The 22,579-nt window shown below is 58.5% G+C and carries 24 protein-coding genes and 1 riboswitch; of the genes, 2 read left to right on the forward strand and 22 right to left on the reverse strand.

Features of this window, described 5'->3' with window-relative positions:
- Nucleotides 1-240: 240 nt before the first annotated feature.
- The 4 genes from ACTTKG_RS02460 to thiS all read right to left on the reverse strand — a co-directional run bounded on the left by ACTTKG_RS02460 (nt 241) and on the right by thiS (nt 3,177).
- A complete protein-coding gene (locus ACTTKG_RS02460) occupies nt 241-843 on the reverse strand; it encodes a thiamine phosphate synthase (protein ID WP_442672675.1) in 603 nt (200 codons plus the stop codon).
- Nucleotides 836-2,092 (reverse strand): 2-iminoacetate synthase ThiH, encoded by a 1,257-nt coding sequence (gene thiH, locus ACTTKG_RS02465; protein WP_442672676.1) that lies wholly within the window; start codon nt 2,090-2,092, stop codon nt 836-838. Before thiH ends, ACTTKG_RS02460 begins: the two co-directional genes overlap by 8 nt.
- An 11-nt stretch (nt 2,093-2,103) precedes the next feature.
- Nucleotides 2,104-2,886 carry a thiazole synthase gene (locus tag ACTTKG_RS02470; protein WP_442672696.1) on the reverse strand — a complete coding sequence of 261 codons (783 nt, stop codon included), beginning with the start codon at nt 2,884-2,886 and terminating at the stop codon, nt 2,104-2,106.
- A 90-nt stretch (nt 2,887-2,976) separates the two neighbouring features.
- Nucleotides 2,977-3,177: a sulfur carrier protein ThiS gene (gene thiS / locus ACTTKG_RS02475; RefSeq protein ID WP_442672677.1), complete on the reverse strand. Its 201-nt coding sequence runs from the start codon at nt 3,175-3,177 to the stop codon at nt 2,977-2,979.
- A 43-nt stretch (nt 3,178-3,220) separates the two neighbouring features.
- Nucleotides 3,221-3,326, reverse strand: a riboswitch (TPP riboswitch).
- A gap of 476 nt (nt 3,327-3,802) precedes the next feature.
- Here thiS and ACTTKG_RS02480 point away from each other — a divergent pair.
- Both ACTTKG_RS02480 and sppA read left to right on the forward strand, forming a co-directional pair.
- Complete coding sequence (locus ACTTKG_RS02480) at nt 3,803-4,003, forward strand: DUF1858 domain-containing protein (RefSeq protein WP_442672678.1); 201 nt, start codon at nt 3,803-3,805, stop codon at nt 4,001-4,003.
- Nucleotides 4,004-4,194: 191 nt separating this feature from the next.
- Entirely contained in the window at nt 4,195-4,986 is a 792-nt protein-coding gene (gene sppA / locus ACTTKG_RS02485) for a signal peptide peptidase SppA (protein WP_442672679.1), read from the forward strand.
- A gap of 135 nt (nt 4,987-5,121) precedes the next feature.
- Here the strand turns inward: sppA and ACTTKG_RS02490 are convergent, their stop codons facing one another.
- The 18 genes from ACTTKG_RS02490 to lpxC all read right to left on the reverse strand — a co-directional run bounded on the left by ACTTKG_RS02490 (nt 5,122) and on the right by lpxC (nt 22,544).
- Nucleotides 5,122-5,619, reverse strand: a complete 498-nt coding sequence (locus ACTTKG_RS02490) for a histidine kinase (RefSeq protein WP_442672680.1) — start codon at nt 5,617-5,619, stop codon at nt 5,122-5,124.
- Between the two features lie 103 nt (nt 5,620-5,722).
- Nucleotides 5,723-6,145, reverse strand: coding sequence for a pre-16S rRNA-processing nuclease YqgF (locus ACTTKG_RS02495; RefSeq protein WP_442672681.1), 423 nt, complete (start codon nt 6,143-6,145; stop codon nt 5,723-5,725).
- The gene (locus tag ACTTKG_RS02500) at nt 6,142-7,362 is read right to left on the reverse strand and encodes a DUF3084 domain-containing protein (protein WP_442672682.1); all 1,221 of its coding nucleotides are present in this window, start codon (nt 7,360-7,362) and stop codon (nt 6,142-6,144) included. Before ACTTKG_RS02500 ends, ACTTKG_RS02495 begins: the two co-directional genes overlap by 4 nt.
- A 35-nt stretch (nt 7,363-7,397) precedes the next feature.
- Nucleotides 7,398-8,489 carry an LptF/LptG family permease gene (locus ACTTKG_RS02505; protein WP_442672683.1) on the reverse strand — a complete coding sequence of 364 codons (1,092 nt, stop codon included), beginning with the start codon at nt 8,487-8,489 and terminating at the stop codon, nt 7,398-7,400.
- A gap of 10 nt (nt 8,490-8,499) precedes the next feature.
- A complete protein-coding gene (gene lptB / locus ACTTKG_RS02510) occupies nt 8,500-9,219 on the reverse strand; it encodes an LPS export ABC transporter ATP-binding protein (protein WP_442672697.1) in 720 nt (239 codons plus the stop codon).
- Nucleotides 9,220-9,252: 33 nt separating this feature from the next.
- Nucleotides 9,253-10,026, reverse strand: coding sequence for an LptA/OstA family protein (locus tag ACTTKG_RS02515; RefSeq protein ID WP_442672684.1), 774 nt, complete (start codon nt 10,024-10,026; stop codon nt 9,253-9,255).
- Nucleotides 10,023-10,583, reverse strand: coding sequence for an LPS export ABC transporter periplasmic protein LptC (lptC, locus tag ACTTKG_RS02520; protein ID WP_442672685.1), 561 nt, complete (start codon nt 10,581-10,583; stop codon nt 10,023-10,025). Before lptC ends, ACTTKG_RS02515 begins: the two co-directional genes overlap by 4 nt.
- A complete protein-coding gene (locus tag ACTTKG_RS02525) occupies nt 10,580-11,491 on the reverse strand; it encodes a lysophospholipid acyltransferase family protein (protein ID WP_442672686.1) in 912 nt (303 codons plus the stop codon). Before ACTTKG_RS02525 ends, lptC begins: the two co-directional genes overlap by 4 nt.
- A 27-nt stretch (nt 11,492-11,518) precedes the next feature.
- The gene (locus ACTTKG_RS02530; RefSeq protein WP_442672687.1) at nt 11,519-12,079 is read right to left on the reverse strand and encodes a KdsC family phosphatase; all 561 of its coding nucleotides are present in this window, start codon (nt 12,077-12,079) and stop codon (nt 11,519-11,521) included.
- On the reverse strand, nt 12,079-12,906 hold the full coding sequence (gene kdsA, locus ACTTKG_RS02535) for a 3-deoxy-8-phosphooctulonate synthase (RefSeq protein WP_442672698.1): 828 nt from the start codon (nt 12,904-12,906) through the stop codon (nt 12,079-12,081). Before kdsA ends, ACTTKG_RS02530 begins: the two co-directional genes overlap by 1 nt.
- Nucleotides 12,907-12,997: 91 nt before the next feature.
- Nucleotides 12,998-13,732 carry a 3-deoxy-manno-octulosonate cytidylyltransferase gene (gene kdsB, locus ACTTKG_RS02540; RefSeq protein WP_442672688.1) on the reverse strand — a complete coding sequence of 245 codons (735 nt, stop codon included), beginning with the start codon at nt 13,730-13,732 and terminating at the stop codon, nt 12,998-13,000.
- Nucleotides 13,729-16,236, reverse strand: a complete 2,508-nt coding sequence (gene lpxK / locus ACTTKG_RS02545) for a tetraacyldisaccharide 4'-kinase (protein WP_442672689.1) — start codon at nt 16,234-16,236, stop codon at nt 13,729-13,731. Before lpxK ends, kdsB begins: the two co-directional genes overlap by 4 nt.
- Before the next feature lie 23 nt (nt 16,237-16,259).
- Complete coding sequence (locus ACTTKG_RS02550) at nt 16,260-18,011, reverse strand: ABC transporter ATP-binding protein (RefSeq protein WP_442672690.1); 1,752 nt, start codon at nt 18,009-18,011, stop codon at nt 16,260-16,262.
- Nucleotides 18,008-19,159 (reverse strand): lipid-A-disaccharide synthase, encoded by a 1,152-nt coding sequence (gene lpxB, locus ACTTKG_RS02555; RefSeq protein WP_442672691.1) that lies wholly within the window; start codon nt 19,157-19,159, stop codon nt 18,008-18,010. The genes ACTTKG_RS02550 and lpxB overlap by 4 nt, the downstream gene beginning before the upstream one ends.
- 83 nt (nt 19,160-19,242) lie before the next feature.
- Nucleotides 19,243-20,049, reverse strand: coding sequence for an LpxI family protein (locus tag ACTTKG_RS02560; RefSeq protein ID WP_442672692.1), 807 nt, complete (start codon nt 20,047-20,049; stop codon nt 19,243-19,245).
- Nucleotides 20,050-20,078: 29 nt separating this feature from the next.
- Nucleotides 20,079-20,942 carry an acyl-ACP--UDP-N-acetylglucosamine O-acyltransferase gene (gene lpxA, locus ACTTKG_RS02565; RefSeq protein WP_442672693.1) on the reverse strand — a complete coding sequence of 288 codons (864 nt, stop codon included), beginning with the start codon at nt 20,940-20,942 and terminating at the stop codon, nt 20,079-20,081.
- A 252-nt stretch (nt 20,943-21,194) separates the two neighbouring features.
- Entirely contained in the window at nt 21,195-21,638 is a 444-nt protein-coding gene (gene fabZ / locus ACTTKG_RS02570) for a 3-hydroxyacyl-ACP dehydratase FabZ (protein ID WP_442672694.1), read from the reverse strand.
- 66 nt (nt 21,639-21,704) lie between these two features.
- Nucleotides 21,705-22,544: a UDP-3-O-acyl-N-acetylglucosamine deacetylase gene (gene lpxC / locus ACTTKG_RS02575; RefSeq protein WP_442672695.1), complete on the reverse strand. Its 840-nt coding sequence runs from the start codon at nt 22,542-22,544 to the stop codon at nt 21,705-21,707.
- Nucleotides 22,545-22,579: the final 35 nt, after the last annotated feature.

Genomic DNA, 22,579 nt, shown 5'->3' on the forward strand with positions numbered 1-22,579 from the left:
TGTTTTCCTCCATCAGCCTCAACGAAGATTCCGAAAAAACATCGCCATAAAGCGGCAACAAATTTCGCCTTTATCTGTTATGATTCAAAGGGAATCACTGATAAAGGCAGCTTCATGAAAAAAGACAGCGAAAGCTGTCTTTTTTTCATACACAGAGCCTTATATCCTCCCCACTCAAACTGTGGAATCTCCATCATCACCATCGTTTCCCTGCCGCCCATACCTAATTCGTCAAGCCCCTCACCGCATCCATGCCGACATCATGCAGCAGCCGGCTGCGCCTGCTTCTACACAAGCAGCAAGCTGCTCTTTCCCTATGCCGCCGAGCGCGAATATGGGGAGCGGCGACGCCTTGCAAGCAGCGGCGAGGGCGGCGGTGCCGAGGGGGGCGGCGCCGGGCTTGCAGGCGGTGGCAAAGATGGGACTGAGCGTTGCATACGCCGCGCCGAGAGCGGCGGCTTCGGCGATTTCGGCAGCGGAATGCGTCGATGCGCCGACGAGCTGCACGGCGCCCGCTTGCGGCGCTGAATGCTGTCCGCCCTGTGTGCTCGCCGCACGCCATTCACGCAGGGCATCCAACGGCAGGTGAATGCCGTCCGCGCCCAGTTCCGAGATCATACCGAGCGCAATCCGACCATGCGCGAGACACTTCTTCCCATGCCTTTGCGCGATGCGGGAAACTTCAGCAAAAAGCGTCCGATACGCCTCAGACGTCAAGTCCTTTTCGCGCACGATGATCCAGTCCAACATCTCCATCGCGGCGACGCGCTCGATCTGTGCGAGGAAATCGCCCCGTACGAGATGGCGATTCGTGATGCAGGCGATGATTTTTCCTCTATACATAGACGTAATCGTTCAGCACGGGCTGCAGTCCGCTGCGCGAAAGTCCCGCATACATCTCGGCAAGCGAGCGCGCGTCGGCGATTTCAAACTGCTCGTCGCCCGCCGCCAGCGCTTTTTTCCCCTCGTACTTCTCCTCGTGGTCGCCGATGCCCGTAGAGACACCCGCCGATACCTTCGTCGCCGCGATCTTCACGATGCCGTCGCGAAAGCTCGCCGACTCGCGCGAAGAGACCGTGACGCCGACATAGGGCAGAAAGATGCGGTAGGCGCATAGCACTTGGCAAAGCTCCTTCTCATGCACGTCGTGCGCATGGATATTCGCGTTGTTGACGATGGGGCGTAGCCTAGGACAGGAGAGCGAGTATTCGACATGCGGGTATTTGCGCTGCAGGAAGTAGACGTGCAGCGCCGTCGCCAAGGCATCGCGCCGAAAATCGGAAAGCCCCAAGAGCGCGGAAAAGCCAACGCCTCTCATACCGCCCAAAATAGCACGCTCCTGCGCTTCAAAGCGATAGGGAAACACGCGCTTCCTGCCAGCGAGATGAAGTTCCTCGTAACGCGCGGTGTCATACGTCTCCTGAAACACCGTCACATAGTCCGCGCCGCACTCATGCAGATAGCGATAGTCCGCCGTATTCACCGGATAGATTTCAAGACCGACGCTTCGAAAATACTGCCGCGCCAAGCGACATGCCGCACCGATATAGGAGATGTCGCTTTTGACGGGACTTTCACCGGTCAAGATCAGGATCTCCTCGATGCCTGACGCTGCGATGATCTCCATTTCGCGTGCGATTTCCACCATCTCAAGTCTGCGCCGCACGATGTCATTATAGCGATTAAATCCACAATAGACGCAGTAGTTGTCACAATAGTTTGCGATATAAAGCGGCGTAAAGACATAGACTGTATTGCCGAAATGCCGCCCTGTTTCCCGCTGCGCACGTTTAGCCATGCGCTCTAAAAACGGCGCGGCGGCAGGCGACAAAAGCGCCGCAAAATCCTCGACGCCGCACGTTTCGTGCGCGAGCGCACGCTCCACGTCGGCGGCACAATAGGCGGCAGGATCGTAATCTTTCATTGCAGTCAAGACCTTTTCACGCACATCGGAGTCGATCTGTTCCATATCGGGCGCGTATTCCATAGCATCCGTGCGGCTCGCCGGATCGTTTTCGAGCCGGTGCTTCTTTTCGAGCGCCGCACCTCGCAGACATGCTGAATCTACGAAGTACTCTGCATCTTCTCCCATCTCATCACCCCTCAATCGTGCAGAAAGCCCGTCAGCGGATCGGACGCAGCCGCGCCGCGCTCCAAGACGCGGCCAAGCCCCGCAAGATATGCCGCGCGCCCCGCTTCGATCGCCGACTTGAACGCTGCCGCCATCCGCGTCACATCGCCTGCCGTCGCGATCGCCGTATTCGCCATGACAGCAGCGGCGCCAAGCTCCATCGCCTCGCACGCTTCCGACGGCCTGCCGATGCCCGCATCGACGATGATCGGCACGTCGATCTCCTCGACAAGAATCTTGATGAACGCCTTCGCCTGCAGTCCCTGATTCGAGCCGATGGGCGCGGCGAGCGGCATGACCGCCGCCGCCCCGGCATCCTGCAAGGCGCGCGCCGCATAGAGATCGGGGAACATGTACGGCAGGACGGTGAAACCTTCGGCGGCGAGCAGCTTCGTCGCGCGGATCGTCTCCCCGTTGTCCGGCAGCAGGTACTTCGCGTCGCGCATGATCTCCACCTTGACGAAGTCACCGCAGCCAAGCTCGCGCGCCATGCGTGCGATGCGCACCGCCTCCTCCGCCGAGCGTGCGCCCGACGTGTTCGGCAGGAGCGTCACATGCGCGGGGATGTAGTCGAGGATGCTCTCGCCTGCGCGCGTATTCGTGCGCCGCACGGCGAGCGTCACCATCTCCGCGCCCGCATTCTCCACGGCGGCGCGGATGAGTTCGAGCGAATACTTGCCCGATCCCAAAATAAAACGTGAGCGGAACGATTTCCCCCCCAGATTCAGAAGATCGTCCTCCTGCTTCCTTTCCATCATGCTCCCCCTCCAACTCTCCCCTGCGGGAGAAATTCTGTCAACATCGACTGCACATGCCGCAAGAATGCAGCAAACCACACCTTGCCGTCAGCCGCCGCCGACGAAGCTCACGATCTCCACGACATCGCCCGCCGCAAGCCGCACCGATGCATACGTCGCCCGCGGCACAATCTCGCCGTTTCTCTCGACGGCGATGCGTGCAGGCGTATAGCCGGCTTCCTGCAGATAGTCCAAGAGCATCCTGCCATCCGCCGCAGCGTCCTCGCCGTTGACCTTCACCATCTTCATCCCTCCCAAAAAGAAAACCGCACACGCCAAAGTGGTGTATGCGGTCAAAATCGCCCTCTATTCCCTACGTTGGCATGATCCAAATCAGGTTTCGGGTCGGAGCGAAAAGCCCCCTCTCAGCCCATTCGTGGACTCCCCTTGCAATATTCATTATAGCGCGGCGGCGGGAAAATGCAAGGAAAATTATCCACAAAAGGATCTGTTGCAAGCATGTATGACAGCTCCTTTTCGTATCCTATAAATGCGACGCGTTCTTCATGCGGTGTGCAAACCCTTATAAACTACACGCACAATATAGCTACACTGTATCTCTCCTCAAATTTATGATATACCGATCGCATAGGACGTTTTGAGGTTTATGCGACAAATCCCGAGCATTTCAAGTCCTATGCTTCAGCACATGAAACGATGGAGGATATTCTTTGAAATACAAGATTATCCCCACAGCACGTTTTCGTAATTATACTCTGGCTATCCGCTAGGAAACATGCTATAATCTATCTAGTAGTAAGGTGATTCTCGTATGCGGCTCTGCCGTGTACTCGACCTTACATGGAACCAATCAAACGGTCGGCATATCGCTCGACTTCTTGGACGTTTCCCTGTAAATGAAGGAGGTTTTTGTGTGACCATAACGAAAGATATGGGCATCGGAGAGGTTGTCCAGAAATACCCTGCCACGGTTCCCGTATTCATGAGCGCCGGCATGGGATGCATCGGCTGCGCCGCCTCGCACTTTGAGAACATCGAGCAGGGTGCGCTCGCGCACGGCATCGACATCGACGCTCTGATGAAGGGGCTGAACGAGGCTGTCGCTGCGAATTGATTCGCAAAAAAAGGGACTGAGCACAAGTCTTTGACTTATGCTGCAGTCCTTCTTTTTTCTCTATGGATCTTACGATGCAAAGACAAAGAAGAGATGCGTCGGGGCGGCGGCGCCGGATGTATCCGCGCTTCCTTTAGGAAAGGGGTTTTCTCATGCAGCTGATGAAGCGATTCAAAAAGAAGAAAAAGGTAATGGCAGTGCTTACCATCAACGAAGTGATCGATGCGTCGCCGGAGCGCTACGGCAAGAAAGGCGGCACGCTCGGGATGCTCGACTTCCTCTATAACTATCTCGACGAGGGCGAGCGCATCGACGGACTGCTCCTGCGCATGAACACGCCGGGCGGCACAGCGGGCGCTTCCGAAGAGCTGGCGCAGCTTCTCGCACGGCTCAAGGATGAGCGCAAGATCCCCGTCGTCGCAACGATCGCTGACATTTGCTGCTCAGGCGGCTACATGATCGCGTGCGTCGCCGATGCAATTTACTCCAACAAGGGCAGCATGACGGGATCCATCGGCTGCATTATGCAAATCCCAAACATCGAGGGTCTTTCGGAGAAAATCGGCGTGACGTATGTGACGATCAAATCGGGGCGCATGAAAGACATCGGCAATCCCACGCGCAAGATGACGGACGAGGAACGCGCCTATTTGGAGAGCTTTGCGAAGGAAACGCACGATGCTTTCATCGCACATGTGACGAAGTACCGTCCGCAGATAAAGAACACGGAAGAGATGTTCGACGGGCGTCCTGTCGGCGCCGTGCTCGCGAAGGAAAACGATTTGATCGACGCGTTCGGCGGCTATTACGATGCTTACGAGGATCTGCTGCACCGCATGGGCGAAGACGACGACAAGAACATCGAGGTGCATGAGTTCAAACGCAAGAAGAGCTTCGTGCAGAAGCTCATGGGTACCATAGCGCCGTTCTCCACGGAAAACATCTGGCAGGGTCTGACTGAAACGCGTCTCTTGGCAAAATGAGGCATGAGCATTCGCCCATACGACTGCCGTGCGCTGCCATAATCGAACAAACGGCTATGACGAGCAAAAGAAAAAGGGCTGTTCTCGGAAACAAAAATTCGTTTCCGAGAGCAGCCCTTTCTTTTCCTTCATTTCTCAGTTGTCCGCCCAGATGGTTTTCATCGTATCGCCGAAGGTTTCATCCAAATGCTGCAGGATGACATCGAGGATCGTGCGCACGATGTCCGGCTCGAAGGCTTCGTCAGAGGCAGGCAGGCAGGCGTCGAGGACGAGACTGCCGTCTTCCACCGTGTAGTACTTGAATACCTTGTAACGACTGTTCATCTCGTTGATGTATGCCGCGAGATCACTCTCGTTCTTCTCGTTGACGACCTTGCTGCCGACGATAACACGCACAAGACCATAGATCGAGGCGTCGAGGATGACGATGACGGGCAGGAACTGCCCCTTGATCTCCATCGAGGAACGGTAGAGCACCGTGCCGTATTCATCGCCGACTTCCTGCTTCTGGAATGCCTGGATGTCCAGCTCCTTGAGCATCGCATCGAATTTCACGGCCTTTTCGGACTTGACAGCTTCTGCCGCCGCTTTCTTCGTTTCTTTCGCTTCGATCTTCTCTTCTTTTTCTGCCATGTGAACTCTCCTTTACTTTGCGGAAAGGCTGATCCCATTCCTGTTCGGAATGACTACGCCAGCATTTTCCAATCTTTTTACGGGAAATCTCTTTCCCTGTCTCCTAAACATCGCCCGACGACGCTCCTTCGAGGAAGCGCCGTGCAAGGATGATAGCAACAAAATCATCGACAGGCTCGGGCGGCACGAGCATGGTGACGGGCAAAAGCCTTCGCCAGCCGCGCGGCGGATGCGCCTGCCAATACACCCGCTTCGCCATGTCCGTCGTGCGGTATTCATCGACGAGCAGCACGTTGAGAAGCGGCACGGCTTCTTCGATGCGCTTCTTTGCTTCTTTGCTCGTCGTGCCATTGCCGAGCACAAGGGTGGTAAACGCATACTCAAAGTATTTATCGGTAATTTCACGCTCAAGGTTAAGCGTTTCGATCACTTTTTGGAAAAGCGCCGCGCCTTCGCCGTTCACAACGGCAAAGCCGCATTTTTCACGACCGGGGTCGAGGGCAGCCAGCGTTTTTAGAGCCATCATTCCTGCTCCTGCTCCTGTTCGAGCTTGATATTGAGGCGCAGCGGACCCAGCGCATCGGTATCGTCGCGCGCGTACGCGGAGAAGAGAATCATGCCGTAGAGCGGCTCGACCGTCTGCACGATGTCATAGAGCTGTTGTCCGTCGATAACGCCGACGGTGCCGCGAATCGGGTCGGGCAGGATGCCGTGCGCCGAGGCGGCGGCGTTGACGCGCTTCAAGAAATCCATGACCAAGGATTCTGACGCCTGCTCGTCGCCCATTCCCGTCAAACGGTACGACTGCGCGAGGATGAATTCGCCCTGGCGGTAGACGATGCTGTTTGGATGCAGGTCAAGAGCGGCGCGTATGGCTTCGCCGCGCACGAGGTTGCCCGCCGCGACGACGCGCACGACCATGTCGCCGGAACTCTTGGCGATGCGTGTGACGGCGTCGTCGACCTCGGGCGAGTAGACCCAGATCTCGCCGTCGGGCAGATCCTTGCCCAAGCGCGCTGAGACGTTGCGGCTCGCGAGCTGTGCAAGCGAGGTGACATCGGCGCGGACTTCATCTTCGGGGCGGCCGCCTTTGATGACGCCCGCCGCGATGACTTCGCCCGCACGATAGACGATGTCGCCCTCGCGGATGATTTCAAGCCCGCGCCTAAGATCGTAGGTGTGCTTTTCGAGCGCCTTTTTGTCGCCGATGAGCTGTGTGTTGTCCGCCGCAAGCGTCTCGTTCGCCGCAGCGAGCGCATCGTTTTCTGCGGCAAGCGATTGGTTCAGATCGTCGAGCGCAGCATTTTCACGCGCGAGCGCATCGTTTTTCGCTGAGAGTACACGATTGCCTGCCGAGAGACGTTCGGCTTCTTCTGCGAGCGACTGGACGCTGCCTTTCAGCTCGGCGAGCGCCATGTCGGCTTTCCCCTGTTCCTCACGCGCCGCCGTCAGTTCCTCAGACGCACGCGCGAGCTTGTTTTTCGTTTCCTGCATGGAGCGGTTGAGCTGCTCCATGCCGAAGAGCGCTGTGCGCACGTTCTCAGATGCAGCGGCGAGTATGCCAAACGTCAGCGTCGTGATCACGATGCCTGTGACGATCGTGACGATCGTCGATGTGTGACGCGGCCGCAGACCGAAGATCGACAGCCGCTTCTTGCCGACCTTTGTACCCACGCGGTCGCCGATGACGGCGACGACGCCGCCCGTGATAATGAGCACGAGGATCAAGACGATACCGTACATCGAGATATGCTCCTTTCCTTCTATTTTCTAAAGACCTAGCGCGACGCGCGACGCATGAGCCAGCCGCCTGCAAGCAGTCCGACGACGTTCGGCAGCCAGACGGCATACGCGGGATTCAAGGCGCCGGACTGCGCGATCGCCCCCGCCATCGTCATGAGAACGTAATAGATGAAGAAAATCAAGAGACTTAGCCCCACGCCGCGCGAGGAGCTGCTGCGGTTCGGCTGCATACCGAGCGGCACGCCGATCAAGGCGAACACAAGGCTCGCCATCGGAATCGTGATGCGCTGGTAAAGCTCCGTTTCGAGCTTCTTCGTGTCAACGAACTGCGCGCGCATGATCTCGATCTGCTGGCGCAGCTCCTTCATCGTCAGCTGTTCGGGCGTTTTCTGCTCGCGCACGATGCGCCCCGGACCTGCGCTGATCGACAGAATCTGCTTATCGAAGCGCATCGTATGCTCCGACTTGCCGCCTGCGATCTCGTAGATCACGCCTTGATACATCGTCCACTGCGTCCCCTCCCACTTGGCGTAAGCGGCGTCTTCGACGTAATTCGTTTCACCGTTCTCAAACGATTGCAGCGTCACGCCTTCGAGCGTTTCTGATACGGCATCGTAGCGACGTGCGTACATGAGCCGCTGCAGGCTGCCGTCGGAAATTTCCTTGATGATGATGTGCTCCTGCGACTTGGGCGCGGCGTTGTTTTGAATCTCGTAGGTGATGACGTCCTGATACGCATTATTGGCACGCGGCACCACATACTCCGTGAAGAGGATGGAAAAAATGCTGACGATGACGCCGAGCGCGATGACGGGCGCAGCGATGCGCTGGAAACCGACGCCGCACGATTTCATCGCTGTGATCTCGCTCGCGCTCGACATTCTGCCGACGGTCAAAAGCGCCGCCAAGAGCATCGACATCGGAAAGGTGTAGATGGCGATGGCAGGCAGACTAAAAATGAACATCTTGACAATCGAGCCGAAGGATGCGCCGTACTCCGTGATGTACTGTGCGATGCGAAAGAGAGTTCCTGAGCCGACGAACACGGCAGAACTTGCGCATATACCGAAAATAAAGGCGACGCAGACTTCACGAAAGATATATTTGTCCAAAAGTCGAATTTGCATAGAGACGCTCCTATAACGTGAACTTGTCGCCAAGATAGAACTTGCGTGCAAGCTCGCTCGCCGCGATGGTCGCGCTGTCCCCTTCGATGAGGATCTTGCCGTCGTTCAGGATGTAAGCGCGGTCAACAATATGCAGCGTTTCGCGCACGTTGTGGTCGGTGATCAAGATGCCGATGCCGCGCTCTCGAAGGTATGAGATGATTTCCTGTATATCGGCGACGGCGATCGGGTCAACGCCTGCGAAAGGCTCGTCGAGCAGGATGAACTGCGGCTCGATGGCAAGGCAGCGGGCGATCTCGACGCGGCGGCGCTCACCGCCCGAAAGCTCCGTGCCAAGGCGGTCGCGTACATGGCTGACGTGAAACTCTGCGAGGAGCTGTTCCATCTTCTGCTCTTGCTCCGCCGCCGAAAGTTTCGTCATCTCAAGAATCGCGCGGAGATTTTCCTCGACGGTCATCTTGCGGAAGATCGACGCTTCCTGCGCGAGATAGCCGATGCCGAGCCGTGCGCGCTCGTGCATGGGCATCGTCGTAATGCACACATCGGAAACGAATACATCGCCCGAGCTTGGCTGCTCAAGCCCCGTAATCATATAGAATGTCGTCGTCTTGCCCGCGCCGTTCGGGCCAAGCAGTCCGACGATTTCCCCCTTATTAACGCGCAGGGAGACATGATCGACGACGTTGCGCCGCTTGTATGTCTTGACCAAATTTTTCGCTTCCAGATGCAAGTCTTTCACCTCTGTTTTTGCCGCAGATCATTCTTATTCTACCCCAAGTTCTCCCGTATTGGCAAGGTAAACCGTCAGATGATTGCTCTTGAGCATATTGTTCCCCTGGTACGCCCAGGCATTTCCCTCAAGCACGCACTTGCCCTTGCCGTCCGCAGCATTGGCATAGTAGTTGACCATATCGCCGCCGCCCTCGAAGCTCCTAGGCGGGCTTACGACATGCACATTACCCGTGCCCCGATAATGCTCCTCGGAGAGCCAGCCTTCCATGCGGTCGGCGCTGAACGTACCGTCCGCCGTCCGCACAGTGCCGCCGTCAGAGACAAGCATGTAGTTCGCCGACTGCGTGTATTCGGCGCGTGCACCCGTAAAGGTCTTATCCGCTTTTTCGGCATAGACGTTTCCTTCTGCGACATAGCGATCCTCTGAAAATACAAAGAGTCGATCCGCCGTCAGATGGAGGTCGTCCTTCGTGACGTCGGCGCCGCCCGTCGCCTGCACTTCATCGGCGGACACCAGCGTCACGCTTTCCGCGGTCAAGCGCATCGCCGTATCGACGGCAACGACGCCGCCCGTGATCTCGCCCTGCTGCGTCTTCGTGTTGTAACTCGCCCGCTCTCCCGTGACGCTCGCCGTGCCGCGCCGAAAAACGACGCCGCCCTCCGCCGTGATGACGCCCGTCGCCATGTCGTAGCTGACGCTCTCGCCGTCCAAGGATGCGGCTTCTTCCGCCGCCTGCAGGCTGCCCATGTTCAGCGCCGCGGTCAAGACGGCGGCAGCGAGTGCGGCGTATCCCTTCTTCCTCATTTCTCTCCACTCCCCTTTTCAATATGCGCTTTCTTGCCGTCCTTGCCCTTCGCCGTGAACTTTTGGAAGCCGTCTTTGCTTTCGATGCGCTCTGCCGTCACGCGAAGCCCTTGTTCTGCCTGCGTGAGCACCGCATCGCCGACGGCGGCGAGCGTCCCCTGTGCGTCCGTCCAGACGACCTCGCGGCTCGTCAAAGCGACGCCGTCCGTCGTCCGAATCTCCACGCCGCCGTCGATCATCAGATCCTTCGATTCCAGATGGTAGACGGCATGCGGCGCAGTCAGCCGAAGCTCTCTCCCCTCTTCATGGAAAACGCCCTCGATATTTCGTGCTTCTGCCGTCTTGCCGTCGGCATTCGCCTCGATGGCTTCCGCCGTCAGCTGCCAGACCGTGCGTCCGTTCTTTTCCAAGCGCAGCGTGTTGCCCTCGTAGCGCATGATGTGCGGGGCATCATCGAGCGAGGGCGGCTCAGGTACAGTCCAGATCGCCCAAACAACGACACCGAGGACGGCGAGAGCCGCGAGGGCTCCCCAGAAGATTTTTTTCCCGTCGCTCATTTCTTGCCTCCCTGCAGCATCGCGCCGTGGTGCTTCTCCTTCTTCATCTCGGGCGGCGTGTTCCAACGCTTTTGAAACCACAGCCACTGCGTCGGATTCTCGCGAATGACCTCTTCCATCAGACGCGTCATACGCACGGTGAAATCATAAAGATCCTTTTCCACATCGCCTGTGTCAACATACTCCATACGCTCATAGACGCGAACCGTGTGCTTGCCGTCGGGACGGCGCAGGATGAACGCCGGCACGACGGGCGCATGGAACTTGCGCGAAAAGACGGCGGGCCCCAAAGGCGTCGACGCCGTCCTGCCGAGAAAGTCGATGAACGCGCCGCCCGGCCCCGCATCCTGATCGGCGAGGAACCCCAAGATCTTCCCCTTCTTCAAGGCGCGTCCCGCCGACAGAAGCTCACTCGTACCGCGTGAGAAAATCTCCGCGCCGATCGTCGCGCGCAGATCGTCGAGGACGCGCGAATACTCCGCATTCGGCTGCGTTTTGGCGATCGCTGTGACCGGCAGTCCCGACAGCGAAAAGGCGGCGGACAGCCATTCCCAAGTGCCGATATGTCCCGTGAGAACGACGACGCCGTGCCCTTCGGCGAGTGCATCCTTCATGCGTTCAAGATGCTCAATCTCGATGTACTCATGCAAATTTTTCTCGTTGAGGTTCGGCATATACAGGATCTCAAGCATATTCTGCGCGAGATTCACGAAAGAGGCGCGTACAATCTTTCGCGCTTCTTTCTCCGAAACGGCAAGCCCTGTCATCATCTGACGCACAGCAAGTTCACGCTGCTTCTTGATGAGGATGTAATAGAGCCTGCCGAGCAGCGCACCGAGAAAGAGCAGCGCACCGTGCGGCAGGAAGCGGAGCGTGCGGCTCAAAGCCATCAGCGATTTGTAGAGCATGAAGATTCACCTGCTGTCTGGAAATAATCATTGGGAGACGTTCGTGACTTTCGCCGGAGCGGAAAAACGCGCGACGATATCCGCCCAACGGCCCTGCGCCTTCAAGAGAAATTCGACGATCTCGCGCACGGCGCCTCTGCCGCCTGGCGCATGCGCCACGAAATGCGACAAGGCGCAGACCTCGTCCGCAGCGTCGGCAGGCGCAGCAGCAAAGCCGACTTGCCCCATGACGGCGAGATCGACGAGATCGTCGCCGATGTAGGCGATCTCCTCGTCAAGAAGTCCATGACGCGCCTTGATATCGGCGTAGGCGCTGCGCTTGTCGATATGACCGAGGTATGCGTCCTCGATCTTCAGCTCGGCGGCGCGCAAAGAAACGATGGCGCTCGCACGTCCCGTGATGATCGCCGTGCCGAAGCCTTCATTCTGCCACAGGCGTATACCGAGCCCATCGCGCACATAAAAGGGCTTCATGAACTCGCCCGTCTCGCCCGTATAGATGCCGCCGTCCGTCAAGACGCCGTCGACATCGAAGATGATGAAGCGCACGCGGCGCGCACGCTCCGTCGCATCTGCAGCAAAAACCATCAGAGCAGCTTTCCTTTCACGACATCGTAGATCGCCAGAACGTCTTTCAGCACTTCTTCGAGCTTGTCGAGGTAAAGGCTGTTCGGACCGTCGCAAAGCGCTTCTTCGGGATTGTCATGCACCTCCATGAACAAACCATCGACGCCGGCGGCGACAGCGGCGCGCGCCAGATGCTCGACGAACTCGCGGTTGCCGCCCGACGACGTGCCCGCGCCGCCCGGCAGCTGGACGCTGTGCGTCGCGTCGAAGATGACGGGTGCGCCGAACGTGCGCATGATGGGAAAGCTCCGCATATCGACGACGAGATTGTTGTAGCCGAACGATGCGCCACGCTCCGTCAAAAGAATGTCAGAGCAGCCGCCCTCGTGCAGCTTGTCAACGACGTTGCCCATGTCGCGCGGCGCGAGGAACTGCCCCTTCTTGACGTTGACGACGCAGCCGGATCTTGCCGCCGCATAGATGAGGTCGGTCTGCCGGCAGAGAAAGGCAGGAATCTGCAGTACATCGACGACTTTCGCCGCAGGCGCGATCTGCGATTCCTTATGAATGTCCGTCACGACAGGTACATCCAGCTCGTCTTTGATCGTCTGCAGCATCTCCAGCCCCTTCTTCAGCCCCGGTCCGCGGAAGCTGTTGAAAGACGAGCGGTTCGCCTTGTCAAAGGACGCCTTGAAGATGTAGGGGACGCCAAGCCTTGCGGTGATTTCCTTGATCGTGCGCCCAATGAGCAGGCAGCGATCCAACTCTTCGAGGACGCACGGCCCCGCCATAAGCACGAGCGGGCTGCCCCCGCCGATCGTGAAATCTCTGACCTTCACCTTGTTCATCATCATAGTACCGCCTTTCTCTGAAAAATCGTTCGACAGATTCCCCGCCGCCGTTCTGCAGGCGACGACGCCAAGCGCACCTGCGCCGCCTCTACGCCAATCCCTGCTCGCGGTAGATCCTATTGACGAGCGCCAAATCCTCGGGCGTATCGACGCCGACAAAGCGGCAGCGCGTTTCCAGCACACGAATGCCGTAGCCGTTTTCAAGCGCACGGAGCTGCTCTAAGGACTCCGCCTTCTCCAAGGGCGTCGGCGCAAGACGCGCATAGTGCAGCAAAAAGTCGCGCCGATAGGCATAAATGCCGATGTGCTTGTATACAGGCACGACAGACGCACGCGGATAAGGCACGAGCGAGCGCGAGAAGTAGAGCGCATAGCCGAGCTTGTCCACGATGACCTTGACGTTGTTCGGATTGAGCTGCTCTGCCGCATCGTCCATGCGCGTCATGACCGTCGCCATCGGCAGATTCTCGTCCGTCTCAAAGGGCGCGATCAGCTCGTCAATCACGGACGGCTCTATGAGCGGTTCGTCGCCCTGCACATTGACGATGAGATCCATTGCCGGATATGCCGCCGCAACTTCGGCGAGCCGATCTGTGCCCGTCGGGTGGTCGGCTCGCGTCATGATCGCCTCGCCGCCGTCCTTTTGCACGGCGTCATAGATGCGCCGATCGTCCGTCGCCACGATCACCTTCTCGGGCTTCTTGGCAAGGCTCGCACGCTCCAAGACACGGCAGATCATGGGCTTGCCGCATATATCGGCGAGCGGCTTGCCCGGCAGGCGCGTCGATGCATAGCGCGCCGGAATCACGCAGAGTGTCCTCATTTCTCTTCTCCTCCCTTTCGCAAGGCAGCATTCCTTTCCTGCAGATGTGCGGCGAGCATCTCCTGAAACTCCGTCGCCCCCTCTTGAAACGTGACCTCGACGCAGATGACGAATACGGGGATCGGCACCTTCGCCTCAATGATCGTCAACGGAATCTTCACGGCGTCCTTCTCCGTGATGACGATAGCTTCCGCCCCGAGGGAGATCGCCTGATCGAGGACGTCCTGCAGTTCCTTCGTCGTATACTCATGGTGATCGGGGAACCGCAGACTCTCGACAATCTTCGCGCCGACGTCGGAGAGCGTTTGCTCAAACGACATGGGATTGCCGATCGCCGAGACCGCCATGACCCTTTTCCCATCGAGCGTCTTAATATCAACGCCCTCGCCCGCGATGTCGCGATGCCAGTCCTTGAGTTCGACGAAGCGGCGCGGTCGATGGATGCTCTCCATGATCAGCGCCTTCTCGTTGTACTTTCGTATCGTGTTCTTGATGTGTTCGCGCGATACGCCGACCGCCTGATCGACCTTCGTCAAAAGGCAGACGTCGGCGCGTTCAATGTGCGCGACAGGCTCTCTGAGCGTGCCGCGCGGCAGCATATAGCCGTTGCCGAACACGTTGACCGCATCGACGAGCAGGATGTCCATATCGCGTGCGAGCTGCCAATGCTGGTAGCCGTCGTCTAGGATCGCGACTTCCGCGCCGAAATGCTCGATGGCGTACTGCCCTGTGAGCGCGCGTTCCGCGCCGATCAGCACGGGCACTTCGGGCAGATGCTTGGCGAGCATGAACGCCTCGTCTCCCGCCTCCGTCGCATCCATGTAGAGCTTCTGTCCATCGGAAACGATACCGACGTCGCCGCGCCACTTCGCACGATAGCCGCGGTTCAAGATGACGACGCGATAGCCCCTGTCGCGGACAGCTGCCGCCAAAACCTGCGCCGTCGGCGTCTTGCCCGTGCCGCCGACCGTGATGTTGCCAAGGCTGATGACGTAACAGCCGAGCCGCTTTCTTTGAAAAACGCCCGCCTTGTAGCCCCAGAGTTTCAAGTTCACGAGCTGCCGATAAATGACAGAAAACGCATACAGCACGCCCATGATGAGATGCAGCCAAATGCCATCGGCATGGCGGCGGCGCATGAGATCGGTGACGTAGGTGCGGAAGTTCTCGACGCGCTCCGTCGTGCGCACCTTGCCCGCATTTTCTCCCTGCTCAAAGTCTTCGAGGAACTCGCGCAGGATCACGGCAGTCTTTCTCGATGCGCCCTTGTTCTCGCCGACGATGGCGAGTGTTTCGTGCTCCATGCGCCGCCGCGCGTCCACATCCTCGAAAAGCCTTAGAACAGCTTCGGCAAGCTCTCCTTCGTCATGCACGGTGATGCAGGCGCTTCGCTTCGTAAACAGCACATGCGTATCCTTGAAGTTGAACATGTTGTGTCCGACGATGATCGCCTTGCCGTGCGCCGCCGGCTCCAGGATATTGTGTCCGCCGTGCGCGATGAGACTGCCGCCGACGTAGATGACGCTGCCGATGCTGTAAACCCTGCCCAGCTCGCCGATCGTGTCGAGGATCACGATGTCGTGACCCTCCTGCGGATTTTCCAAAAGCTCCGTGCGTCGTGCGACGGAAAACCCCTTGTGTCTGCAACGCGCAGCGACCTCCGTCGTACGCAGAAGCTCGCGCGGCGCGATGATGAGCTTCGCCTCGGGGAACTTTTTCCGAAGCGCGGCAAAGGCTTCTAAGACGGGAGTCTCCTCGCCGCGATGCGTGCTGCCCGCAAGGAAGATGCCGCCGCTCTTCGAAAGCCCCATCTCACGAATGAGTTTATTCTTCTCCGCCGTACTCACGTCCGTATACGTCTGATCGAACTTCGTGTTGCCCGTGACGGTGACAAGCTCGGGCGGCGCACCGAGACGCATGATGTACTCGGCGTCGATGGGCGACTGCATGGCGAACATTCGGACCGTGCTGATCATATCGTCGAGGACACTGTGCAGATGCTTGTAGCGCTTGACGCTTTTGTCGCTGATGCGCCCGTTGACCATCATGACGGGGATGTGGAGCTTCTTCGCCGTCCGCAGAAAGTTCGGCCAAAGCTCCGTCTCCACGGGCATGAAGATGCGCGGATGGATGCGCCGCAGGATGCTTCCCGCACGCCACGGCAGATCGAGCGGAAAGTAGATGATGCTGTCCGCATCCTTGATGATGCGGTTCGCCATCTCGTAGCCCGCCGTCGTGACGACAGAAACGAGGATCGGACTTTTCGGAAACTCCTTGCGAAATTCCCGAATCAAAGGACTTGCGGCGACGATCTCACCGACGGACGCCGCATGTACCCAAATACTGTTCTTCTTCGCGACCTTGTCAAGCGCGTGTTCGGGGAAAAACCCGAGACTCTGCCGCACGCGCTCGACGAAGCCGCGCTCACGTACGGCGCGTACCAAAAAGACGGGTATGATGAGGACGACGGCGAGAATCGCCGCGAGATTATAAAGTAAGCGCATGGTTCCTCTCCTTTATTGCCGCATCATGCCCGTGCAGGCTGCAAAGTTTCTTCCTCGTTCTTGAACTGGATATGGTAAAGCGTGCTGTAAAGGCCGCCCGCCGCCAGAAGTTCCGCGTGCGTCCCCCGCTCGACGATGCGTCCGCCGTTGATGACATAGATGCAGTCGGCGTTGAAAATCGTCGACAGCCGATGCGCGATAGCAAAGGATGTGCGCCCCACCATGAGCTTGTCGAGCGCCGCCTGCACGATCTTCTCGCTCTCCGTATCGAGCGCCGACGTCGCTTCGTCAAGGATCAGGACGCGCGGATTTTTCAAGATGGCGCGCGCAATCGAGATGCGCTGACGCTGCCCGCCCGAAAGATTCAGTCCGCGCTCGCCGATCTTCGTTTCATAGCCGTCGGGAAGCTGCCGAATGAACTCTTCAGCGTTCGCCGCACGCGCCGCTTCCTCGACCTCGGCGTCCGTCGCGTCAAGCCTGCCGTAACGGATATTTTCGCGCACGCTGCTCGAAAAAAGCATCGTTTCCTGCGGCACAATGCCGATCTGCTCACGCAGGGAATCAAGCGTCACATCACGCACATCGTGACCGTCGATCCGGATCGCCCCCTCGTTGACCTCGTAAAAACGCGGAATGAGGTTCGCGATCGTCGATTTGCCCGCCCCCGAAGGACCGACAAAGGCGATGAGCTGCCCGGGACTTGCCTCAAGCGTCACATGTGAAAGCGCAGGCACGCCATCCTTGTAGGAAAAGGACACATCCTCGAAAGCGACGCGGCCTTCGATCTCAGGCAGAGGCGCGGCGCCTTCCTTGTCGTGAATCGTCTCCTCCATATCGAGCACGCCGAACACGCGGTCAACCGCCGCCATCGCTCTCTGTATTGTGCCGTAGATGCGGCTGATGCGCTTGACGGGGTTCGCGAGATTCACGGCGTATGTCAGAAAAGCGACGAGCGAGCCTGCCGTGAGATCGCCCTGCACGACCTCATAGCCGCCGATCCACAAGATGAACGTGACCGTGATCGCCGCGAGAAACTCGACGGTCGGCGTCAAAAGGCTCGTGAGCTGCACGTTCTTCATCTCGGCTTGAAAATTCAGCTCGTTCTGCCGATGAAAGCGCGCGATCTCGTGGCGTTCGCGCACGAACGACTTGACGACGCGCACCGCCGAGATGCTTTCCTGCAAGAGCGAGTTGATGTCGGCAAGCCGCTCTTGGATGACCGTGCCCGACTGCTTGAGCTTCTTGCCGAAAATATTCATCGCCTGCCCGACGAGCGGCACCGTAATGAGTGTGATCAGCGTGAGCTTCCAATCGAGATAAAACATGAGCACAATCGAGCCGATGAGCACAGAGCTTTCCGTCACAAACTCGATGAGCTTATCGACAAGCGCATTCTGCAAAGCCTGCACATCGTTCGTCACATAACTCATGATTGCGCCCGTCTGCTGCCGGTCGAAATAGGCGAGCGGCATACGCTGAAACTTTTCAAAAAGCGCTTCGCGAATGTCGATGACGACGCGCTGCCCGACGAAGGACACGAGGTAGCTCTGCCCATAGTAGAAGACGCCGCGGAAGAAGAACACGACGACGATGCCGACCGCGATGAGGTTCAGCATCGCCATGTCGCGCTCCATGAGCACCTTGTCGATCATGTCCTTGATGATCCAAGGCACATAGAGGTTCGCCGCTGCCGCGAACACGATGCAGACGATGGCAAATGCCAGATGCTTCATGTAGGGGCGGATATACCGCAGCAGGCGCACGTAGTTCTTCATGCTTCCCTCTCATTCCCACTGCCGCCCGCCGCCGCGAGCACATGCGCCGCGACGCGCACCGCTGCGCCCGGCGGGCCGAGCTGCAGCACGGCGACCTTGAGCCGCGCCATGACGGAATCGCGGTGCGGCTCGCCCTTATAAAGCTTCGCCGCTTCCTCGGCGATGCGCTCAGGCGTCACCTCGTCCTGCAAAAGCTCCGGCTCCGCTTCCTCACCCAAGATGATATTCGGCAGACTGAAGTGGTCGATCTTCACGAGCATCTTGCCGATGGCATAATTGAGCCTGCCCATACGATAGCAAACGACGGCGGGCAGATTCATCAGCGCCGCTTCCATGACGACGGTGCCGGATGTCGCGATGGCGAAATCGGCGATGCCCATGAGGTCGTAGGTATGCGCGTCTGTCAGCTCGACGGACGCACCTGATCTTTCGATGTAGTGCATGAGCTCTTCACGCTCGATGCCGGGTGCGGCAGGAAGAAAGAAGCGCGTCGAAGGATGCTGTTCATGCAGAATGCGCACCGCCTTGAGCATATCGGGCAGCAAAAGCGCGATCTCCTGCCTGCGGCTGCCGGGTAAGAGCAGCGCGGCGCGTTCGTCATCTTTGAGACGGAAAAACTCCCGTGCCGCTTCCGGCTCCATGTCAGCACGCACCGTATCGACGAGCGGATTGCCGAGAAAGGTGACATTCGCGCCGGCTGTGACGTAAGGGCCGATCTCATGATGGAAGATCGTGACGATCTCCTTTGCGATCGCCGCGCACTTCTTCGCGCGGCCCTTGCGCCACGCCCAAGCCGACGGCGGGATATAGGAAAAGACGGGAACGCCGAGCGCTTTCGCCTTCGCCGCGAGTCGCCAGTTAAAATCAGGATAGTCGATGATGAGGAGAAGATCCGGCTTTTCCTCGCGCATCGCTTCGACAAGCGTCTTTTCGAGCTGCAGGAGCCGACCCAGCCCTAAGATGACCTCCCAGACGCCCATGATGCTGTAGTCGCGACAGTCGCGCACAAGACGCACGCCCGCCTCCGCCATCTTGGCGCCGCCAAAGCCGAAAAGCTCTGCATCAGGTCTCATCTCAAGCATTTCCTGCGCCAGACGTGCGCCGTGCAAATCGCCCGACGCCTCGCCCGCCGACATCATGATCTTCATCTTGCCCCTCCCCTTCTTATCCGCGCTTCCTATGAAGTCGAAAAAGCGCGAGGATACATAGCCTGTATCCGCCGCGCAAATCCTCAAATCGCTGCGATTGTTATGCCGTTTTCTTCGGCGAGTGCAAGCACCTTCGCCTGATCGACGACGAGCACTCTTTCAGCTTCGATGGCGAGCGCTTTCGCGCCTGCAGCAATCATCGACTCGATCGTCGCCGCGCCGACGGTAGGTACATCGAAGCGCATATCCTGCTGCGGCTTTGCCGCCTTGCCGACGGCAGCGCCGCCGCCCGAGAGCGCCCCGCCGCGCCGTATGCAGGCATCCGTACCCTCGATGGCTTCGAGAGCCATGACTGCCTTCTCTTTGACGACGGCAGTCTGCCCGATGTCGTGCCGACCAAGCTCCTTCGCCATCATAAGCGCCATCTCCATGTCCGCGCGCTCTTCTTCGGTCGGCTCGCGCTTCGTCAGTGTACCCGCCGCAGGCATCAGCGTTTTCAGAAGCGCCGTCTGATCAAACGCCTCAAGCCCTTCCTTCGCCAGCTCCTTGACGAAAGCGAGCATGATCGTATCATCCTTCTTGTCGGGCAGCGACATCAAAAGCTGCATCATACGCATATCGGGCTGCTCGTGACTCCCTGCGAAAAGAAGCTCCTTCGTGACCTTGCCGAGAAGCGTCACCTTCGTCACGCCGCGTTCCTTGAGGTAGTCGATGATCGCACCGAGCTTGCTGACGTTGATCGCCCGATGATCGGCGCAGACGGCGGCAAGCTCCGCATCCGTATCCGCGAGAAGCGATACGGCGCTGACCTCAATGCCGAGCGCTTTCGCCGCCTGCGCACAGACGACAGGCAAGCGTCCCACGCCGGCTAACAGTCCAATTTTCTCCAAAGGTTCTCCCTCCGATTTCTTCCGAATCTCTATTCGTTCTCGCGGCGCTCACGGCATATCCCGCGATCCACGTTGCGCAAAAAGCGCAGGAAATGCTCGACCTCTTCGGATGTATCGACTTCCTGCTCAATGACAGCGATCGCCTGTGCAAGACTCAACCCCGAGCGGAAGAGGATCTTGTAGGCTCGCTTGATGTTGCGCCGCGCCTCGACCGCGATGCCCGCGCGCGCGATGCCCACACTGTTCAGCCCGACGACACGCGCCGGATGTCCATCGACGATCGTATAGGGCACGCAGTCCTGCACGACCTTCGACATGCCGCCGATCATCACGTTCCTGCCGATCTTCACGAACTGGTGGATACCGCACATGCCTCCTAAAACGGCACGATCCTCGACGACGGCATGACCTGCGATCATCGCTGCATTTGACATGATGACGTGATTGCCGATGACGCAGTTGTGCGCGACATGCGTACAAGCCATGAGCAGACTGTCGCTGCCGATGCGCGTCTCCTCGCCCTCGCCCGTCGCGCGGTGAATGCTCGAATACTCGCGGATCGTCGTGCGGTCGCCGATGATCGTATAGCTCTTTTCGCCCTTGAACTTCAGATCCTGCGGCTCCGCGCCGACCGAAGCGAACTGGAAGATATGGCTGTCCCTGCCGACGCTCGTCCAACTGTTGATGACGGCGTGCGGCTCGATACGCGTACCCGCGCCGATTGAAACATTCGCGCCGATCACAGCATGTGCGCCGACCTTGACATTCTCTCCGAGCGTCACGTTCTCCTCGATCACGGCGTAAGGTCCAATCTCCACGCCCTTCGCCACATGCGCACGCGGACTCACAACCGCCGATTCGTGGATGTATGCCACTACTTTGCTGTCTATCATTATTCCCACCCCTTATTCCTCTCGAAAAGAGCTGACAGGATTCCATCTATGCCTTTCAAAATAAAAGAAGGTCTTTGCCGCAGGATCTTACGGAACCGCCAACGGTTCCTCGCCCATCCATGCAGGCATACAGCACCATATTATTATAATCCGGCGAACCCTGTCGTATTCTGCCTCGCAAATCTCGGCAAAATCGGCAATTTTCGGGGGTTGATAAAAGACTGGCACCTATTCTCGTGCGAATCTTGCCCTTTAGGACATATTTTCTGCCCTTTGCAGCGCAAAAGTGAAGTCCGCCTTGGCGACGAGTACGTTATCGACATAGCCATCGGCGTGGAGCTTGCCGAAATCACCGTGAATCTTCGTGATCTTCGCCTTCGTCACGAGCTGATCGCCGGGCACGACAGGCTTCTTGAACTTCACGCCCTCCATGCCGCCGAAGAGCGCGAGCTTGCCGCGGTTCTCCTCGGGGTAGAGCATCGTGATGCCGCCGACCTGCGCCATAGCTTCCAAGATCAGCACGCCCGGCATGATCGGCGAGTCGGGGAAGTGCCCGCGGAAAAAATCTTCCATCATCGTCACGCACTTGATGCCCGTCGCCGACTCAAAGGGCACAAGCTCGATGATGCGGTCGACGAGAAGCATCGGCGGACGATGCGGCAAGATCTTCTGAATTTCATTGATGTCCAAAACCATAGTGTTTCGCTCCTTCTTTCTTTCACGGAATATATCCGGCAATCGTAGCAAAGATGCAGCGCCCTTCTATCCGGCGCTCGATTCGAACGCAGCATAAAGCGCTTTCGCGAGCTGTGTATTCAGTGCGTGACCTGACTTCACGGCAATGATATGACCGCGCACGAAGCCGGCGAGGCGAATATCACCGATGAGATCGAGGATCTTATGGCGCACGAGTTCGTCGGGGAAGCGAAGCGCGTTGAGCCAGCGTTCATCGTTGTAGACGATGACGTTTTCGAGCGTGCCGCCAAGCCCAAGCCCCGCTTTCTTGAGGGCGTCGACTTCGCCCTCGTAAGCGATCGTACGCGCCGGCGCGATCTCCTTCTCATAGGCGTCCCCGCGAAAGATGAAGTCGCGGTACTGCGTGCCGACAAGCGCGTGTTCGTTGAGTGAAGTGAAGCTCACGCGCAGCCCCTCGCCATACGGCACGGCGATGAGAAAGCGGTCGCCGTCGTCGATGCGATAGACACGATCAATGATGATTTCGCGGCGTTCCTTCTCCTGCTGCACTTTTCCCGCTTCTTTCAAAAGCGTAAAAAAGACGAGCGCACTGCCGTCCGCAACGGGCGGCTCTTCCGCATCCATCTCGACAAAGCAGTTGTCGATGCCGAACGCCGCGAGTGCGCTCATCAGATGCTCGACCGTAAAGACGCGCACACCGCCCTCAGCAAGCGTCGTCGCACGCACCGTCGAGGTCACATGCGGCGCAGCCGCACGAATGCGCGGCCCGCCCGCAAGGTCGCGGCGCACGAAAACAATCCCCGCATCGACCGGAGCCGGCATAAGCGAGAGATGCACCACGACGCCGGAATGAAGCCCCACGCCGTCATAATCGACGCGTCGGGCAATCGTCGTCTGAAAGGACATGAAAATCCTCCTCGCTGAGAAACACAAAAAGCGGC

The organism is Selenomonas sp., assembly GCF_052169755.1.
Taxonomy (GTDB): domain Bacteria; phylum Bacillota; class Negativicutes; order Selenomonadales; family Selenomonadaceae; genus Selenomonas.

Coding starts and splice junctions, on each gene's coding strand:
- ACTTKG_RS02525 (WP_442672686.1), bottom strand. CDS start 11,491: ATGCTCTACAAATCGCTGATGGCTTTGAGCCGCACGCTCCGCTTCCTG.
- ACTTKG_RS02500 (WP_442672682.1), bottom strand. CDS start 7,362: ATGTACGGTATCGTCTTGATCCTCGTGCTCATTATCACGGGCGGCGTC.
- ACTTKG_RS02490 (WP_442672680.1), bottom strand. CDS start 5,619: ATGGCAGAAAAAGAAGAGAAGATCGAAGCGAAAGAAACGAAGAAAGCG.
- lpxC (WP_442672695.1), bottom strand. CDS start 22,544: ATGTCCTTTCAGACGACGATTGCCCGACGCGTCGATTATGACGGCGTG.
- lpxB (WP_442672691.1), bottom strand. CDS start 19,159: ATGAAGATCATGATGTCGGCGGGCGAGGCGTCGGGCGATTTGCACGGC.
- thiS (WP_442672677.1), bottom strand. CDS start 3,177: ATGAAGATGGTGAAGGTCAACGGCGAGGACGCTGCGGCGGATGGCAGG.
- lpxA (WP_442672693.1), bottom strand. CDS start 20,942: ATGATAGACAGCAAAGTAGTGGCATACATCCACGAATCGGCGGTTGTG.
- ACTTKG_RS02470 (WP_442672696.1), bottom strand. CDS start 2,886: ATGGAAAGGAAGCAGGAGGACGATCTTCTGAATCTGGGGGGGAAATCG.
- sppA (WP_442672679.1), top strand. CDS start 4,195: ATGGCAGTGCTTACCATCAACGAAGTGATCGATGCGTCGCCGGAGCGC.
- ACTTKG_RS02495 (WP_442672681.1), bottom strand. CDS start 6,145: ATGATGGCTCTAAAAACGCTGGCTGCCCTCGACCCCGGTCGTGAAAAA.
- lpxK (WP_442672689.1), bottom strand. CDS start 16,236: ATGCGCTTACTTTATAATCTCGCGGCGATTCTCGCCGTCGTCCTCATC.
- fabZ (WP_442672694.1), bottom strand. CDS start 21,638: ATGGTTTTGGACATCAATGAAATTCAGAAGATCTTGCCGCATCGTCCG.
- kdsB (WP_442672688.1), bottom strand. CDS start 13,732: ATGAGGACACTCTGCGTGATTCCGGCGCGCTATGCATCGACGCGCCTG.
- ACTTKG_RS02550 (WP_442672690.1), bottom strand. CDS start 18,011: ATGAAGAACTACGTGCGCCTGCTGCGGTATATCCGCCCCTACATGAAG.
- ACTTKG_RS02515 (WP_442672684.1), bottom strand. CDS start 10,026: ATGAGGAAGAAGGGATACGCCGCACTCGCTGCCGCCGTCTTGACCGCG.
- ACTTKG_RS02460 (WP_442672675.1), bottom strand. CDS start 843: ATGTATAGAGGAAAAATCATCGCCTGCATCACGAATCGCCATCTCGTA.
- thiH (WP_442672676.1), bottom strand. CDS start 2,092: ATGGGAGAAGATGCAGAGTACTTCGTAGATTCAGCATGTCTGCGAGGT.
- kdsA (WP_442672698.1), bottom strand. CDS start 12,906: ATGAACAAGGTGAAGGTCAGAGATTTCACGATCGGCGGGGGCAGCCCG.
- ACTTKG_RS02505 (WP_442672683.1), bottom strand. CDS start 8,489: ATGCAAATTCGACTTTTGGACAAATATATCTTTCGTGAAGTCTGCGTC.
- lptC (WP_442672685.1), bottom strand. CDS start 10,583: ATGAGCGACGGGAAAAAAATCTTCTGGGGAGCCCTCGCGGCTCTCGCC.
- ACTTKG_RS02530 (WP_442672687.1), bottom strand. CDS start 12,079: ATGGTTTTTGCTGCAGATGCGACGGAGCGTGCGCGCCGCGTGCGCTTC.